This is a genomic window from Timaviella obliquedivisa GSE-PSE-MK23-08B, assembly GCA_019358855.1.
In the GTDB taxonomy this organism is placed as follows: domain Bacteria; phylum Cyanobacteriota; class Cyanobacteriia; order Elainellales; family Elainellaceae; genus Timaviella; species Timaviella obliquedivisa.
Map to the genome: position 1 here is coordinate 127685 of JAHHII010000004.1, position 16181 is coordinate 143865.

Below are 16181 nucleotides of genomic sequence, written 5' to 3' on the forward strand. Positions count from 1 at the left end.
TCAATTAACCGCTTATTGCAATGATTCGAGCCAGGAAGAATGCCCAGGTTGTAACAATTCCTCCAAGGAGGTAATGAGCAACTCCAACAGCACGACCCTGAATAATGCTCAGAGCGCGAGGCTGAATTGCAGGAGCAACTCTCAACTTGCTGTGTGCCCAGACGATGGATTCAATCAGCTCTTGCCAGTAGCCGCGACCACTAAACAGGAACATGAGGCTGAATGCCCAGACAAAGTGAGCGCCTAAGAACAGCAAGCCGTAAGCCGACAATGCCGAACCGTAGGAACCAATCACCTGAGACGCTTGCGCCCACAAGAAGTCGCGCAACCAACCATTAATAGTGGTTGCACTAGCCGCAAAGTTACCGCCTGTCAGGTGGGAGATAGAACCGTCTGGAGAAACCGTACCCCATACATCTGACTGCATCTTCCAACTGAAGTGGAAAATCACAATTGAGATGGAGTTGTACATCCAGAACAGACCCAGGAAGACATGATCCCAACCAGAAACCTGGCAGGTGCCGCCCCGACCGGGCCCATCGCAAGGAAAGCGGAAGCCCAAGTTGGCTTTATCTGGAATTAGACGTGAGCTACGAGCGTAAAGAACGCCCTTCAACAGAATCAGCACGGTGACGTGGATTGTGAAGGCGTGAATGTGGTGAACCATGAAGTCTGCCGTGCCTAGAGCGATCGGCATCATGGCGATTTTTCCACCTACTGCTGCAACACCACCGCCAAAAGCAAGGCTTGCAGGGCCCATCGCGTTTGGAGCCGTAGATCCAGGAGCGAGGGTATGGATATTTTGAATCCACTGGGCAAACACGGGCTGAAGTTGAATCGCTGTGTCAGAGAACATGTCTTGAGGGCGACCCAATGCCTGCATCGTGTCGTTGTGAACGTAGAGACCAAAGCTATGGAAGCCCAGGAAAATACAGACCCAGTTGAGGTGAGAGATGATGGCATCCCGATGACGCAGAACCCGATCCAACAAGTTATTCACATTCTTGGCAGGGTCGTAGTCACGCACCATAAAGATGGCACCGTGAGCACCCGCTCCAACAATCAGGAATCCGCCGATCCACATATGGTGAGTGAATATCGAAATCTGAGTGGGGTAGTCGGTTGCAAGGTAGGGATAGGGAGGCATCGAATACATGTGCTGCGCCACAATAATTGTCAACGAACCCAGTAGAGCCAGGTTGATGGACAATTGAGCGTGCCAGGAAGTCGTCAGAATCTCGTAGAGACCTGTGTGACCTTCACCTGTGAAAGGCCCTTTGTGACCTTCCAAGATTTGCTTCATGCTGTGACCAATGCCCCAGTTGGTGCGGTACATGTGACCTGCAATGATAAACAGAACCGCGATCGCCAAGTGATGATGCGCCGAATCTGATAGCCATAGACCACCCGTTACTGGGTTTAAGCCACCCTTAAAGGTGAGAAAGTCAGAATACTCTGCCCAATTCAGCGTGAAGAATGGCGTTAGCCCCTTCGCGAAGCTGGGATAGAGATCCACCATTTTACTGGAGTCGAGGATGAACTCGTGGGGCAAAGGAATATCCTTCGGTGCCACACCAGCATCTAACAACTTATTAATAGGAAGTGCAACGTGGATTTGGTGACCTGCCCAACTTAGAGAACCCAAACCTAGCAATCCTGCCAGGTGGTGGTTCATCATTGATTCCACATTCTGGAACCACTCTAACTTAGGAGCAGCCTTGTGATAGTGGAACCAGCCTGCAAATAGCATCAGAGCCGCCATTACCAAACCGCCGATCGCGGTGCAGTAAAGCTGGAACTCGTTGGTAATACCAGCAGCACGCCAGAGTTGGAAGAAACCAGAGGTAATTTGAATACCGTGGAAACCGCCGCCAACATCAGCATTCAAGATCTCTTGACCCACAATCGGCCAAACCACCTGAGCACTCGGTTTGATGTGCAGGGGATCAGCCAGCCAAGCAGAATAATTAGAAAATTTTGCACCATGAAAATACATGCCGCTTAACCAGACGAACACAACAGCCAGGTGACCGAAGTGTGCGCTGAAAATTTTGCGAGATATATCTTCTAGATCGCTAGTGTGACTATCAAAGTCGTGAGCGTCAGCATGAAGGTTCCAGATCCAAGTTGTAGTCTTAGGACCCTTTGACAAGGTGCGATCGAAGTGACCAGGTTGTGACCACTTCTCAAAAGAAGTAGGCACTGGGTCTCTGTCAACCACAACTTTTACCTTCTTTGCATCCCGCTCCCGTGGGGTAGTTGTCATTCGAGACTCTCCTCTCTTTAGACAAGGAAACGAGTAAATTGTCCTCAATCTCAAGCCTGCGCCGAGACAACAACGTCATGGGCAACAACTTCCTTCCTCCTGATTCAGGGCAAAACCCTTAGTCAGTACAGCCAGACGTGAAAACCTAATGGGAGCGTCATAGTAGGTCTTGAAAAACGCCGTAACCTGTAAGAAGGAACCAGATCAATTTTCAGAGTGAATCTGAAATCAAAGGCTGGTGACTTGGATGGGTATGGTCAGCATTATAGGGCTGGAATCTCAACCTTTTGAGGGATAGTTAACAATAATTCAAATTGAAAAACCCTTTGTGTAGCGGACTTTGGCATGCTATACCAGTAAACAATAGGCTTAACATTTAAGTTTCTTTACGAATTGAAAATATTAAGTAACACCTATAGAGATTTTTGTAGAGAACGATTGAAACCCTCTAGGGTTTGTAAAGTCTAAATTTTTTTGCCGACTTAGGTTCTTTACTAACGCTCTGTTTGGCGATCGAAAGGCGATCGAAATCCTAGCAACATCGCAAGATGGGTTGCTTTATCCGATATAGTTCTGAGCAGGCTTGTTTCGGTTGTAGCTCACTCAGGAGTGTTGGGACGTGTTGAGGAAAAATTGGCAGTACTTAACAAAAAGGCTAGTCGCTTCTATGCTGGCAGCCGCTTTAACAATCGGATTATTAAGCTGTAGTCAGCCCAACGCCAAAAGCTCATTTCGGCGACCTGGCATTGGGGGCAGCAAAATGGCAGAAGTTGCTCCCCCACCAATTATTCAGGAATTGCGACGGGAGCTAGATATTTATCAGCCCCAAGTCAAAATTCTCAGTCCCAATGCTGATGAAGTGCTGCAAGACACAAAAGTTTCTGTGCGCTTGCAAGTTCAGGATCTGCCGACCTTTCAAAATGAAGCATTGGAACTAGGCCCGCACCTTCATTTAATGTTGGATAACCAGCCTTACGGAGCAGTGTACGACCCCAAACAGCCCATTGTCTTCGACAACCTAGAACCTGGAACTCATACAATCCGAGTGTTTGCCGCAAGTCCTTGGGATGAGAGCTTTAAAAACGAAGGCGCATATGCCCAAACGACCTTTCACCTCTTTACTAAAACGCCAGAAAATAAACCCGATCTATCGAAACCTCTCTTAACTTACAGTCGTCCTAAAGAAAGCTATGGGGCAGAACCAATTCTGTTGGACTTTTACATTTCTAATGTGCCGTTGCACTTAGTTGCTCAAGAAGACGAAGAGGATGATATTCCTGATTGGCGAATTCGTTGCACAGTTAATGGCGAAAGCTTTATCTTCGATCGCTGGGAACCCATCTACCTTAAGGGGCTAAAACCTGGCAAGAACTGGATACAGATGGAGCTATTGGATGATCAGGGCAATCCCTTTCCTAATGCTTTTAACAACACGGTGCGTCTAATTAATTATCAACCTGGTGGTCAAGATGCCCTTTCAAAGCTGACTCGTGGAGAGATTTCTGGGACGATCGCCCGTAGCATTATTGATCCAAACTACGAGCCGCCCGTACTAGAGCTAGAACCAATTGAAAAAACTGAGGAGCCATCCTCTGAACTTCTCCCTCAAAAAACTGAGGAGAATTTTAACAAGACTGAAGAGAAGCCTGACGTTGCACCTGCTGAGGAAGACATTAAGACATCGCCTGTTGAAGAAGTCCGTCCTGTCCCCGTACAGCCTATTAAAGTGCAGCCTATTCCTGTACAGCCTAGAGTTAAAAAACCGCTTGACCCTCCTGTCGTTGACCCTCCTAGAGTTGAGCCGTCAATTGTAGAAGAAGTTCCACCTTCGATAGAACCCGTTCTCACCGCGCCCAAGCGACCCGTTCCAGTGAAAGAGCAACCGATCGAAGAATTACTGATCGCCCCACCTGAAGAGCAAGCCCCATCTCTTATTGTTGTGCCGAGAGAAGCTGTCGCACCTAAAGCGATCGCCCCTCAAAAACCTGCTGCACCCCAACCGATCATCATCATAGAACCTGTGGAACCAGTCAATTCTCCTGAACCCCGCAGTTCGGAAGAAGTTCGTCAACGGGCGATGGAGAAAGTTGACGCAGCAGCCGAAAAACTGGATGACACGCTGGATGCTCTGCGAGAGCGATCGGGACAAGTAAGCCAGGACACTCAAGAGTTCTTCAAGCGTTTCCGCAAAGCCCCAGAGGTTTCTGAAGAGCAAAAACGAACGAAAGGACTTCTAAATCGTTTTCAGCAGCCTGTCGGGAAGATGAGTGACTTCCCTGGAAAGTCCTCTGAACGGTTACAAGATTCGGCAGATCTTTTGACCCCTGAGTTAGAGCCAGTTAACCCTTAATCCAATATCTAAGAACCCAAAATTACCGATCGCACTATGAATGATGTTCTACAACGAATCATTGGGGGTTGGAGCCACCTCTCTCTAGTCAACCTGGCTTTAAAGCCCTGGGGAGAGTCGAGCTACTTGCATCGAGGGATTGGCTCGCTGCGAAGTTGGCGGCAAGGGAGTTGGTTTTTACGGTGGGCTGATTCCGTTGGGGCAGGGTTAGCGATCGCCATTTTTGTAACGGCTCCCTTTGTTCCTACTCCTCTCATTGGGCTACTCCTCATTGCCTGTGCCGGATATTGGGCATTATTGACCTTATCAGACGATGCCGAGGCGGGCAGCGGTATTACGCCAGTGCACTTGCTCATCGCTTTGTACTGGTGGATTGCGACAGTTGCAACTGGGCTTTCACCTGTGCGATCGGCGGCTATTGAAGGCTGGACAAAGCTAACGTTATACGTGCTGCTATTTGCTTTGATGGCACGAGTTTTGCGATCGCCCCGTCTCCGCTCTACCCTAATTAGTGTTTACTTACTGGTGGCGCTGGTGGTCAGTGTGGCGGGGATGCGGCAATGGATTTTTGGTGCGGCTGCCCTCGCTACGTGGGTTGATCCTGAATCGACGCTGGCAGGAACCACCCGCGTTTACAGTTTCTTAGGAAATCCCAACCTTCTAGCCGCTTATCTCTTACCTGCGGCTGTGTTTAGTGCCGCCGCAGTCTTTGCTTGGAAGAGTTGGATACCCAAAGCTTTAGCGATTTTAATGTGGGGCATTAACTCTACCTGCCTCATCCTTACCTTTAGCCGAGGCGGATGGATTGGGTTTGTGTTGGCAGGGTTTGTGTTTGTCATGCTGCTAGTACATTGGTTTAGCATTTACTTACCCCGTTTTTGGCAAATTTGGGCGTTGCCCATTGTTTTAGGAGCAACAGCGGCTTTGTTGGTTGTGGCAGTTGTGGCAGTCGATCCCTTGCGCGATCGCGTTGCCAGTATGTTTAGCGGGCGCGACGATAGCAGTAATAACTTCCGCATCAACGTTTGGATGGCAGTTATTGAGATGGTGAAAGACCGTCCTGTGCTAGGAATTGGACCAGGTAATGATGCTTTTAACCAGGTCTATCCTAAGTATCAACAAGCTGGATATACCGCCCTTAGCGCTTACTCTGTTGTTCTAGAAATTTTGGTAGAGACAGGCTTTGTGGGGTTAAGCTGCTTTTTGTGGATTCTGGTGGTGACTCTGACTCAGGGTTGGATGCAAATTCAAAGATTGCGCCAAGCTGCGAGTCGAGAGGGATTCTGGCTCATGGCAGCGATCGCGACGATGGTCGGAATGGTGGGGCACGGCATGTTCGATACAGTCTGGTATCGTCCTCAAGTCAGCACATTATGGTGGCTCATGCTGGCTTTAGTGACAAGCTATCATCAGTCACGGGTTGCCCCTTCAGAGCAAGCTGCCTTAACTGAAGCCACTTAGCACTAAGTCACTTAGCACAAAAAATTAACACAAAAAAGGGACGCAGCTTGCCGCACCCCTAAAAACTTAGTCCTGAGCTAACTTATAGCCCTGCTGAAACCAAGCCACCGAGAAGACCCGGAATAATTCCTGAAACAACTTGCAATAGCAGGATTGCCAGCATAGGGGAAAAATCCATTCCTCCCAAGGGCGGAATAATAGAACGAAACAGGTTGAGGTAAGGATCAGTAATTTGACTTAACCAAGAAAAAGGAGGGGTAGACCAGTCAACAGTAGGAAACCAAGTCAGCAGAATCCGGATGATCAGCAGGACGATGTAGATCTGGAGGAATTGGGCGAGTGAACTGGCAATTAAATACATAAACCTAATCCTTGGTGCATTATTCCTGAATATTTAGAATATCAATTCTGAATATGACTTAGCACTTAGTTTAGCTTATCTGACCAAATTCACTATTTTCTCAATTCTTATCTGCTTAGAATCCCTTTAGGAATAATCTCGTCCTCGCCATTGCTTAGGGCTGCGAAGTGATGACAAAAAGATGCGATAAACAGCTGCCGGATCAGCTAGCGGTGATAGCCAAAATGTCCAAGAAGCTGGTGCTTGGCTGAAGTCGTATGAAGGAGCGATCGCTTTACACAACGCAAACCGCATTGCTACCAAGGCTCCATTGACTCCTAACGCTAGCCAAGCTAACAAGGGCGCATATCCTAGCCCGATACTGACTAGCAGCAGTAAGACTATGACGATTGGTAGCCCTTGAACTGCCAGCAGAAAACCTAAATCTCCCCACTTTTGCCCCACGCTAGAGGCATCTTTCAAATCGAGCGATCGCCCCCACTCACGCCAAGTTTCTGCCATGCCCTCGTACATGCGCACTTTCAAAACATTTGCGCCATCCAAAAAACCAACCTTTGCCCCTTGCCTGGCGGCATACCGTGCCAGCGTCACATCATCGCAGAACGAGCTTTTAGCAACGGTATAGCCGTTAAGGGAAACAAGGAGCGATCGACGGCACAGAAAACACTGCCCATTTGCCATAACCCGCTCCGCCCCATCGGCGATCGCTCCGGTTGCCCCAAAACGATAGACCAGCGTCATCAACAGTGCAGGCTGCAACCAAAGTTCGCCTAAGCCCTCCAAAATAAATTGGGGCGATAGTGAGATTAAGTCATATCCTTCTTGCTCAGCCGTTGCAATCAAGCTTGCTACTAGTCCCGGCTGCGGTTGCGTATCAGCATCAATGCCTAAGACCCATTCACTGCCCTCGGAACTGTGAAGAAAACCCGTATGCAGCGCCCAAGGACGACCCACCCATCCCTGAGGCAGGGGATCATCTATCATGAGCCGAAAGCGTGGATCGGAACGCTGAGCCGTCTTTACTAAAGCTCCTGTGCCATCTTGAGAACGGCTGTCAACCACAATAATTTCGCGGACTTCGTAACTTTGTCGGGTCAGACCTGCCAAACAAGGGCTAATTCTTGCTGCTTCGTTCAGTGTCGGCACAACGATGCTGACCTGCCCCAACTGGTCAGGCGTTGCGGGTTGAGGCTTCAGGGGTGGATGACGACGAGGCGCTTGTAGTAAGCGCGATAAGAGAATGGCGATCGCGGGCATTTGCAGCAGCAGCAGCAATAAGCTGAACGCTCCAACCAAGGTCAATATATTTTGCACAGTAGTAAATCATTCAAAAGGACTGAGAGCCGATCGCCCACAGTCCCCTAAACTTATAACGATTTTGGACGATCCTAAGCAGCAATTCTTTGTTTTGCAGACTGAGCCTCGTCAGTAATAGCCCCTTCAACAACCGCGAGTGGTGCGATCGCACTGAGTTCAACAGTTTGCCCCAACTTCCAACACACGATAGCCGGAGCGACCCCTAGCACAAGACCCAACAGCACCGGAATCCAGAACCCTGCCGCCAGGCTCATCACCATGGCAAAGACAAAATTACCGAGATAGACCACTAAGGGCAAGTTAAGATGAGCCGGCTGTAGAGTAATCGCTTGTTTGCGCCATAGAACAGCCGCCACTGAGATAAAAACGCATCCTGTGCCCATCCAACCAACAAAATTTTGGTAGGGCATTCCAAAAAATGCGCCTGGTTGATGCCAGTACCAGAAAGGCATTGCTGTCTGGCTCATGGCTGGGTCGAGCACAAAGTCCCACGAAGTTAGCATTAATGCGCCAAAGCCGATCGCGCTGACTTGTCCCAGCCAGCCTAGCTTTTTGTCTAAGCCTGCCTTTGCTAACAAGTAAGAGCAAAGACCCAAGTAGAACCAAGATAGCGGAATCGTAAACGGCACTAGTCCAGCAATTTTGTAACCCAGCCCACTGAGATAGCTGTAATTTCCAAAAGGAAACCCAGTGCTAGTTCCCAATAGTTCGCTAGTTAAAGAAATGCCCACCGCAGGCACCATAAATACCAGCCAGTTTCGTAGACCCAATGTGCGATAGGCGTAAAGGGCAACGGCGATCGTTCCTAGCAAAATGTAAACCACTCCGCCACCCGCCATACTCCACCCAAATAAAGTAGAACCCGCAGGCAACAGAGCTAGAAGCTCAGGATGGGGCATCACGACCAAAAGCCCTGCTAAGCCAAAAGCCATCGCAACCAAATGTCCTATCAAACAATAGCGTTCAACTTTAACCCACTGATCCATTACAGATTCTCCAAAAATGGCTGCTTTAAAAATCCTTCTTAACGGTAGGCTCTGTAGAGCCAAAGTTAATGACGTATTGAATACGTTAACCAATGTGCCTTTGCAAAAGGTTACTGCAAAATTATAAGTTTTGTAAATTTATGAAGCAAGAAAATTATCATCTTGATCAAAAATCTGCTGACTCAAACGACGCTATAGGGACACATCACGTATAGACTTTAGGGGATATTCTCTACCTTTTGGCGATCGCAAATGACTGGCGTTGTATTGGCAATCTTGGTGTTACTGATAGCCTTAGGCTGGCTGTTTGTGGAAAAACAGTATCGCAGCCGTCCGGGCAACGCCCTAGAGGCGACCTCTGGAGCATGGGATATTAACACCGATCGCCCTGATCAGTACAGACTAGTCGGCAACCTGGAATTAATCAACCACACCCGCCATTTTGAGATTATGGTGCCTGAGCTAACAGCTGAGGTAAAGTTGCTTTCCAAAGGCAGCTTAGAAGGAATTATGCCAAAGGTTCAAGTCATCTCCAAGCATCCTGATGCAGAAGCCCGTCCTGATGGCTACTGGTTCGGATACATCGTCAAGCGCAAGCCGACCTACTTTCAGGTGGCGATCGAGATAAATGGACAAAACCTTACTGAACTCCAAGCCGCTTGGGTCAAAGTTCACTACATGACCTATGGCCCTGGAGGACGACTCCCCAAAACCCGCCATATTATCATTCCTTTAAAGTTTCCAACTCCCAATGCTGTTCAGCGCTGGCGACCTACTCCAATTGCTGATGTTTTACCCGTCCGCACGCACCTCCTGACGCATTTAGACACTCCGGTCGAAATCGTTAAACGCTACGTTCAGCCCCATGCCCAACCTGGAGATATCATCACCCTTGGTGAAACGCCTGTAGCACTGATGCAGGGGCGATTTCGCCATCCTTCGGATATCAAACCTGGTTGGGTAGCTCGCCGGATTTGCTACTACTTTATGCCTACCTCTAGCCTAGCAACGGCTTGTGGGTTGCAGGCTCTGGTCGATATTGTCGGGGCTAGACGGGTACTAGGAGCGTTTTTGGTAGGAGCGATCGCCAAAAAGCTGCTCAATAAACCCGGCGTTTTTTACCAACTGGCTGGAGAACAAGCTCGTCTGATTGATGATGTCACAGGGACCTTGCCTCCCTACGACCAGTTTATTGTTCTGGGCCCTCACGATCCTCAGGAGGTTGTGAATCAAATTCAGAAGGAAACTGGACTGGCTGCTGCTGTGGTAGACGTGAACGATTTGAAAGCAGTTAAAATACTAGCAGCAACTGCTGATGTTCCTCCAGGCTTCTTAGAACAAGCGCTCATTAGCAACCCAGCAGGCAATGCTGATGAACAAACGCCTTTAGTGCTGATCCGTCCCAACCCCTAGGATTAATCCTCATAAACGCATGACTTCAGCCAATCCTCAAAGTTCGACCGTGACGATTCGCCCTTTCCAGTACCGCGATCTGGAAGATATCGATCGCCTCCTCACTGAAGAAATGGAGCGACAGGGCGGTGATGCCGAACACCTGAAGCAAGAAGCTCAGCAACTCCGGCAGCGCTATGGGTTGCTAAAAATTCTGAGTCTCTTTCCCAATCCTCTTCAGCATTCCTTCTGCGCCTATGTAGCAGAACTCAACGGTCAACTTTGCGGGATGGTTCAAGTCTCGCCCTTTAACCGCACTCGTAGCACTTGGCGGGTCGATCGCGTTTTAGTGGGTTGCGTTAAACTCGCGGCTGGCAGCCCACCGCTGATGCTAGACGTGGGCACTCAACTATTGCGTCACTGTTTCCAAACCATTTGGGAAGCGCGGACTTGGCTCATTGAGGCAGATGTGAATGATAAGGACACCCTGGCGCTCTATCGGCACAATGGGTTTCAGCAATTGGCGCGGATGACCTACTGGGCGATCGCGCCTGATATCCTTCCTGCTCTGGCTGAACGTGAGCCAGATTTGCCTAACCTGCTACCCGTTAGCAATGCCGATGCCAGCCTGCTCCATCAGCTTGATACCGCCTCAATGCCGCCGCTGGTGCGACAAGTATTTGATCGCCACGTGGTAGACTTCAAAACCAGCCTTTTCAGCAAAATTACCGGAGGGATAAAGCCACGGTTTGCGCCCACTCAGCGCATTAGCGGCTACGTTTTTGAACCCCAACGCAAAGCAGCGATCGGGTACTTCAAAATCCAGCTTTGCCGCAACGGTAGCCAACCCCATGTGGCACAACTTACCGTTCATCCGGCATACACCTGGCTCTACCCTGAGCTATTGGCGCAGATGGCAAGGCACACCAAAGACTTACCAGCCCAATCTTTGCGACTCGCTTCCTCGGACTATCAATCAGAGCGCGAGGAATACCTGGAACAAATTGGGGCGGTTCGGATGGAGCACACTTTAATGATGTCGCGATCGGTGTGGCACAAATTACGCGAATCTAAGTTTGTCCTAGATAACTCTTTGTCTGAAGTTCTTCAAGGATTCCAGACGCAGCGCAAACCGATTCCGGGGCGTTTTTCACCCACGTCTCCAGAGTCTCCTAACCGCATTGACATTAAGCCCTCTAAAAGTTCTAAGCCTGATCTTTTCAACGATCCCCTGTAATGTCCTTGCAAGCGAGTCATCTTCGGCAACCTATCCAGATTTCGGCATTAGGGCTGGATGTAGGCAGAAAGCGAATTGGGGTAGCGGGTTGCGACGGCACAGGGTTAATTGCCACTGGACTCACCACCGTGGAGCGACAATCTTTTCAACAAGATGTAGAGGCGCTGCGGCAGTGGGTCGAAGCGCGGCAGGTGCAGATTTTGGTGATTGGCTTGCCTTATCATCTAAACGGTGAATTGGGTTCACAGGCAAGACAGGTACAGAAGTTTGCCAACCGTCTCTCGAAGGCTCTAGATCTTCCTGTCGAGTACGTAGACGAGCGCTTAACCTCAGTCCTTGCCGAAGAGTTAATTCAGGCAGAAAAACTATCGCTTCAACATCATAAAAGCTTGATCGATCGCAAAGCAGCCGCTATTATCCTGCAACAATGGTTAGATCAGCGACGTGCTGCTTCGCAGATACCGCAAGAGTCGCCCTAATCTCTGCAAATTCAGCCTGAAATAAAAAATCGCTTCATTGATCAAAAAAATTCAAAAATGACTTAACCTTATTGCGAGATACTGGGAAATGAATTCCGAGAAACGCGTTGGAAAAAAGAGGAAGTGATGGAAGAAGATTTAGTGACAATGACCTTGAAGGACGAAGACGGGCGATCGATCCTGTGCCAAGTCGAAAATACCTTAAAAGTCCAGGGCAAAGAATATGTCTTGCTTCTACCCATTGACACGCCCATCGAAATTTTTGCATGGGCAGAAGACGAAGAGGATGCAGACGAAGAAGGTGAAATGCTCGTTGATATCGATGAAGAAGAGCTAGAGGATGTTTTCGCTACTGCCAGAGCCGTCTTAGCAGAACAAGATTTAATCCTGAACCGCACTGCCCTTACCTTAACCGCCAGCGGTGAAATTCCTGAGGTTGAAGAAGACGATATCATAGCCCTGGATATTGAAGATCCTGAAGGCAAGTTCAACATGGAGCAGTTTCAACAGCTTGCTGCGTTCTTTTTTGAAGAGCAAGAGTATGTCGTTTGCACACCGCTTGATCCTCTTCTATTTTTTGCCAAAATTAACGCCCAAGGCGAACCCCAACTTCTCTCTCCTGAAGAGTTTCAAGAGCTAGTGGAACTTGATGAATTTAAGGCGCTTCAAGCTCAATTAGAGAGTGAAGCCGAAGATTTTGAAGATGAAAACTAACAAAATTCACGGTTAGCCCCTGATCAATCATGAAGATTGCTTCCCGATTCTCTAAATGGTTCTTTTTCCTAGCTGTATTCCCTGTCACCGTTGGATTCTGTGGTTGGCAGGGTTGGTCGTGGTGGAGTTGGGCAAGCGCACCGCCGATCGCAGGTGCAGTCGCGCCTACCGAAAAAAATGCAGTTCAAATTGAAATTCCTCAAGGTGCAGCCGCCCAAGAAATTGGTGAGACTCTGAAGGCAGCCGGATTAATTCGGTCTATTGATGCTTGGAACCTATGGACTCGCTGGCAAACTTTGCAAAACCGTGAGGGTAGTTTTCAAGCCGGAGCTTATGAACTCTCGCCTAATCAGCCGTTAGAAGCGATCGCCAACACCATTTGGCAAGGCAAAATTACTGAACAAAGCTTTACGATTCCTGAAGGCTGGTCGATGGTGCAAATGGCAGACTACCTGGCTGGGCAAGGGCTATTTTCTAAGGAAGAATTTTTAGCCGCCGTCCAACAGGTGCCGCGCGATCGCTATCCCTGGCTACCCGAAGGCATTCCTCATCTAGAAGGATTCCTCTATCCTGATACTTATAAGCTTCCCACTGGAGAAGTTAGCCCACCCGTCGTCATTAATCAAATGCTCGATCGCTTTGAGCAAACTGCCTTACCCATTTATCAACAGGCACAGGGTAAAACCTCTTATACGCTGCTTCAGTGGGTAATCTTATCTAGCATCGTTGAAAAAGAAGCCGTCGTCAGCACCGAGCGTCCGCAGATTGCCAGCGTCTTTGCCCGCAGGCTGCGAGAGAATATTCCTTTAGGCTCAGACCCTACTGTGGAATACGCTCTAGGAATTCGCCAAACGGTTGAACAGCCCCTGACCTACGCGCAAGTACAAACGCCATCGCCTTACAATACCTACATCAATGCAGGGTTGCCACCTACGCCCATCTCCAGCCCCGGTATCGCAAGTCTTGAAGCTTCTACCGCTCCCGCCAATACTGAGTTCTTGTACTTTGTCGCTCGCTACGATGGCACCCATGTGTTTAGCAAAACTCTGGCTGAACATGAAGCGGCACAGGTAGCGATTCAAGATGGGGTCGCTGCTCAGAATAAAGAAAAGCCTGGAACCATAAACTAGCCATTTATCAAGAAAAATCTTCAACGAGAACTTTCAAGAAGAAAGGTGGTCAGCACATCAGAAAATGATAGCGGCGATCGCCCTTTGGAAGTCTCTAGACAGATTGGAGAGTGTGAGAGAATCTAATAGAGGTTCAGGTATTTCTACCATCAGGTAGGGAACAGTAGGTACATCTCTAGGGATAAGGTTTAATTAAGCACGACCTAACTAGATTTACAACCTGTTTAACTCAAAAGATCTATTGAGCCTTGCCATTAGAGCGCTTCTATCCAACCGTTCATAACCACCTTCAGGCTTTCCTCATTTATTCATGTTGTCTAAACCTTCCCGTATGAACTGGGGTAAACTCTTACAACCAGATTTAATGCTAGGTAATTCAGTTCTTACTCTGACTCCAGAGGTTTTGCAACAGCATAATCTTAAAGGATTGGTTTTGGATGTAGACGATACCCTCGTACCGTTCAGTATGCCTGAAGCCTCTGAGGAACTGCGGCAGTGGGTCGAACTGCTGCGACCTACCGTAGAACTTTGGTTGGTGAGCAACAATCTTAGCCAAAATCGCATTAGTCGAATTGCCCGTTCCCTGAACCTGCCTTATATTTTGGGGGCACGCAAGCCTTCCCGCCGAAAGTTACGACAGGCTACAGAAGCTATGAATTTACCCGTACATCAAATTGCCATGGTGGGCGATCGCTTATTTACTGATGTTCTGGCGGGCAATCGGCTTGGCATGTTTACCGTTTTGGTGGAACCCATGCTCAACCCCGCGCGGAAGAAACAGCGTTACCACATCCGCAACTTTGAGGTATGGCTTTCTCAAATTTTGGGCGCGACTCTGTCTCCTAAAGAAGAGCTTTGATTCTCCTTAAGAAGAGATTTGGCACTCATAAAAGTAATACTTCTCAACATGTTGCAAAATCTAAACACAAATATAAAAATAAAGTTAAGGAAATCTTCGGGATCTGACATCACTGATATTCTAATTTCAGTAAGAGATTAAAGGGGTCAGCCAATTTTAGACCCTTGCCTGTTAAAACTTATTTATTTGTAGAGCGCTAGCCTTCACTGATAGAGGGGTGGCGCTCTATAGCTTTGTCCCTCTTTGTCCTTTGTTCCTCAATCTCTATCAGATCTTTACTTTCAGAGGATGTCTGAGAAGTATCAAGGATTCTTATACTCGCCCCCCAACCCCCCATTCTGGGGGACTTCCGCACCAGTCCTCCTTCAAAGTCCCCCAGAATGGGGAATTTAGGGGGCGGATCGGATAACAATCTAGACTTCTCAGACATCCTCTCAGATAAGATCGAGGAAAATCCGCCGCTTTATGTCTCAAACCCTCGTCATCAAAATTGGCACCTCCAGCCTCACCCAACCCAGCACAGGGTTCCTAGCATTAGCAACTTTAGCCCAACTGGTCGAAACCTTGAGCCAGCTTCGTAGTCAAGGATATCAGGTGATTTTGGTTTCGTCGGGTGCAGTAGGCGTGGGCTGCGCGAGGTTAGGCTTGATCGATCGCCCTCGAACGATCGCCATGAAACAAGCAGTGGCAGCCGTGGGGCAAGGGCGATTAATGCGAGTTTATGATGACTTGTTTTCTATCTTACAGCAGCCCATTGCCCAGGTATTGCTCACCCGCAGCGACTTAGAGCGGCGCAGCAGCTATATCAATGCTTATCGCACGTTTCGCCAGCTGCTTAAGCTGGGAGTCATCCCAATTGTGAATGAGAACGATACGCTGGCGATCGAAGAAATTAAGTTTGGCGACAATGATACCCTGTCGGCACGAGTTGCCAGTTTAGTCAAAGCCGACTGGCTGTTTTTACTGACCGATGTTGCCCAACTTTACTCAGCAGACCCGCGCTCAAATCCTAATGCCCAGCCTATTTCTATCGTGGATAATATCGCTGATTTGGTCGATGTAAAAGTGGGCGATCGCGGTTCTGACTGGGGCACAGGCGGTATGATCACCAAAATTGAGGCAGCGCGAATTGCCACAGCCGCAGGAATTCGCACGGTGATTACAGAAGGGCGATCGCCTCAAAACATTATCAAAATCCTTCAAGGCGAAGCCATTGGTACCCTATTTGAGCCACAGATTGGCAGCATTAATGCTCGTAAGCGCTGGATTGCCCACGGTTTGACCCCTGTAGGCAAGTTATACCTGGATGCTGGAGCGGTTAAAGCATTGCAAAAATCTGGAAAGTCTCTCTTAGCCGCAGGAATTACTGAAGTCATGGGTGAGTTTCATGCCCACGATGCTGTACAGATCTGCGACTCGGCGGGGTTAGAAATTGCCCGTGGCATTGTCAACTACAGCAGCAACGAGCTACAGAAAATTTGCGGCGCACAATCAGAACAGATTGCTGAGATTTTGGGTTATGTGGGTGAAGAAACGATCGTCCATCGGGATAATTTGGTCTTAAGTCTGTAATAATTTTTGCAAGTTTATCATCCCTTCGAGCTTTCCAATTGCAGTATCTTTTATTCT

The 16181-nt window shown here is 48.6% G+C and carries 13 protein-coding genes; 9 read left to right on the plus strand and 4 right to left on the minus strand.

The features are described 5' to 3' along the window. Positions 1-4: 4 nt before the first annotated feature. Entirely contained in the window at positions 5-2266 is a 2262-nt protein-coding gene (psaA, locus tag KME11_08920; GenBank protein MBW4515331.1) for a photosystem I core protein PsaA, read from the minus strand. Positions 2267-2885: 619 nt separating this feature from the next. Here psaA and KME11_08925 point away from each other — a divergent pair. Both KME11_08925 and KME11_08930 read left to right on the plus strand, forming a co-directional pair. Continuing rightward, complete coding sequence (locus tag KME11_08925) at positions 2886-4616, plus strand: hypothetical protein (protein MBW4515332.1); 1731 nt, start codon at positions 2886-2888, stop codon at positions 4614-4616. A gap of 36 nt (positions 4617-4652) precedes the next feature. Beyond that, positions 4653-6077: an IctB family putative bicarbonate transporter gene (locus KME11_08930; GenBank protein ID MBW4515333.1), complete on the plus strand. Its 1425-nt coding sequence runs from the start codon at positions 4653-4655 to the stop codon at positions 6075-6077. An 82-nt stretch (positions 6078-6159) separates the two neighbouring features. On the opposite strand, the gene KME11_08935 is transcribed toward KME11_08930, so the two are convergent. The 3 genes from KME11_08935 to KME11_08945 all read right to left on the minus strand — a co-directional run bounded on the left by KME11_08935 (position 6160) and on the right by KME11_08945 (position 8741). Next, entirely contained in the window at positions 6160-6438 is a 279-nt protein-coding gene (locus tag KME11_08935) for a YggT family protein (protein ID MBW4515334.1), read from the minus strand. Between the two features lie 126 nt (positions 6439-6564). Next, complete coding sequence (locus KME11_08940; GenBank protein ID MBW4515335.1) at positions 6565-7695, minus strand: glycosyltransferase; 1131 nt, start codon at positions 7693-7695, stop codon at positions 6565-6567. A 131-nt stretch (positions 7696-7826) separates the two neighbouring features. Next, positions 7827-8741 carry a carotenoid biosynthesis protein gene (locus tag KME11_08945; GenBank protein MBW4515336.1) on the minus strand — a complete coding sequence of 305 codons (915 nt, stop codon included), beginning with the start codon at positions 8739-8741 and terminating at the stop codon, positions 7827-7829. 252 nt (positions 8742-8993) lie between these two features. Here KME11_08945 and KME11_08950 point away from each other — a divergent pair, with 252 nt between their 5' ends. From KME11_08950 to proB, 7 genes are all read left to right on the plus strand, one after another. After that, the gene (locus tag KME11_08950; GenBank protein MBW4515337.1) at positions 8994-10154 is read left to right on the plus strand and encodes a coenzyme F420-0:L-glutamate ligase; all 1161 of its coding nucleotides are present in this window, start codon (positions 8994-8996) and stop codon (positions 10152-10154) included. 19 nt (positions 10155-10173) lie between these two features. After that, positions 10174-11370 (plus strand): GNAT family N-acetyltransferase, encoded by a 1197-nt coding sequence (locus tag KME11_08955; protein MBW4515338.1) that lies wholly within the window; start codon positions 10174-10176, stop codon positions 11368-11370. After that, complete coding sequence (gene ruvX / locus KME11_08960; protein ID MBW4515339.1) at positions 11370-11849, plus strand: Holliday junction resolvase RuvX; 480 nt, start codon at positions 11370-11372, stop codon at positions 11847-11849. Before KME11_08955 ends, ruvX begins: the two co-directional genes overlap by 1 nt. Before the next feature lie 126 nt (positions 11850-11975). Further along, positions 11976-12563, plus strand: coding sequence for a DUF3727 domain-containing protein (locus KME11_08965; protein ID MBW4515340.1), 588 nt, complete (start codon positions 11976-11978; stop codon positions 12561-12563). Positions 12564-12592: 29 nt separating this feature from the next. Then, positions 12593-13693: an endolytic transglycosylase MltG gene (gene mltG, locus KME11_08970; GenBank protein ID MBW4515341.1), complete on the plus strand. Its 1101-nt coding sequence runs from the start codon at positions 12593-12595 to the stop codon at positions 13691-13693. A gap of 331 nt (positions 13694-14024) precedes the next feature. Next, the gene (locus KME11_08975) at positions 14025-14552 is read left to right on the plus strand and encodes a YqeG family HAD IIIA-type phosphatase (GenBank protein MBW4515342.1); all 528 of its coding nucleotides are present in this window, start codon (positions 14025-14027) and stop codon (positions 14550-14552) included. 465 nt (positions 14553-15017) lie between these two features. Continuing rightward, positions 15018-16124 carry a glutamate 5-kinase gene (proB, locus tag KME11_08980; protein ID MBW4515343.1) on the plus strand — a complete coding sequence of 369 codons (1107 nt, stop codon included), beginning with the start codon at positions 15018-15020 and terminating at the stop codon, positions 16122-16124. Positions 16125-16181 lie beyond the last annotated feature (57 nt).

Bases quoted from the DNA above. Each gene is read 5' to 3' on its own strand.
- psaA (MBW4515331.1), bottom strand. From the start codon at position 2,266: ATGACAACTACCCCACGGGAGCGGGATGCAAAGAAGGTAAAAGTTGTG.
- KME11_08930 (MBW4515333.1), top strand. From the start codon at position 4,653: ATGAATGATGTTCTACAACGAATCATTGGGGGTTGGAGCCACCTCTCT.
- KME11_08935 (MBW4515334.1), bottom strand. From the start codon at position 6,438: ATGTATTTAATTGCCAGTTCACTCGCCCAATTCCTCCAGATCTACATC.
- KME11_08940 (MBW4515335.1), bottom strand. From the start codon at position 7,695: ATGCCCGCGATCGCCATTCTCTTATCGCGCTTACTACAAGCGCCTCGT.
- KME11_08945 (MBW4515336.1), bottom strand. From the start codon at position 8,741: ATGGATCAGTGGGTTAAAGTTGAACGCTATTGTTTGATAGGACATTTG.
- KME11_08950 (MBW4515337.1), top strand. From the start codon at position 8,994: ATGACTGGCGTTGTATTGGCAATCTTGGTGTTACTGATAGCCTTAGGC.
- KME11_08955 (MBW4515338.1), top strand. From the start codon at position 10,174: ATGACTTCAGCCAATCCTCAAAGTTCGACCGTGACGATTCGCCCTTTC.
- ruvX (MBW4515339.1), top strand. From the start codon at position 11,370: ATGTCCTTGCAAGCGAGTCATCTTCGGCAACCTATCCAGATTTCGGCA.
- KME11_08965 (MBW4515340.1), top strand. From the start codon at position 11,976: ATGGAAGAAGATTTAGTGACAATGACCTTGAAGGACGAAGACGGGCGA.
- mltG (MBW4515341.1), top strand. From the start codon at position 12,593: ATGAAGATTGCTTCCCGATTCTCTAAATGGTTCTTTTTCCTAGCTGTA.
- KME11_08975 (MBW4515342.1), top strand. From the start codon at position 14,025: ATGAACTGGGGTAAACTCTTACAACCAGATTTAATGCTAGGTAATTCA.
- proB (MBW4515343.1), top strand. From the start codon at position 15,018: ATGTCTCAAACCCTCGTCATCAAAATTGGCACCTCCAGCCTCACCCAA.